General features: G+C 58.5%; 1 protein-coding gene. It reads right to left on the bottom strand.

Translation table 11 applies throughout. The features are described from left to right. Nucleotides 1-568: NACHT domain-containing protein (locus Sya03_RS30685; protein WP_203941953.1), on the bottom strand; the 568-nt coding region annotated here is incomplete at both ends.

Raw genomic sequence — 568 nt, 5'->3', positions numbered from 1 at the left:
CCTAACACGGTCTATATTGCAAATGTCGAAAGAGAGACGACGAGCTTCGCGCTCTACCTCCGCACTTCGACCCACCGTTACCTGATGCCATGCCACCGATAGTCGTTCAATGTCGTCATCCGAGAGATCGGCAACGTAGAACGGCGTACAAACCTCAGTAACCGCGCCTGCGATGGGGCGAAAGCCCGCCTCGCGTGATGTAACCACGACGCGCACTGCGGGATATACCGAAAGGAAGATCCGCAACTGCTTAGCGAATGCAATCTTATCGCCAGCAGTCCTAATTTCATCCATTCCGTCTAGCAGCAGTAATAGCGTGCCATCCCTGAGCGCGCTGGCCACGGCCAGGCCGAATGGCTCTCGTAGCTCAGGCCGTTCAGCCCGGTTGATCTGTTCAAAAAGCGTTTCCACGACCGACTGGCCGGCGTCCCTGAGCTGTCGGCATCGGACGACCACTGGAAGGCAATGAAGATCAGGAAGACCGTCGGCGACGCGAACTCGCCGCTCCGGTTCAGCATAGGCAACCGCGAGCCGCTTAACGAGCGTAGACTTGCCGCTTCCGGGGGGG

The organism is Spirilliplanes yamanashiensis (genome assembly GCF_016863475.1).
Lineage (GTDB): Bacteria > Actinomycetota > Actinomycetes > Mycobacteriales > Micromonosporaceae > Spirilliplanes > Spirilliplanes yamanashiensis.
This window is presented reverse-complemented; position numbering and strand designations above follow the sequence as displayed.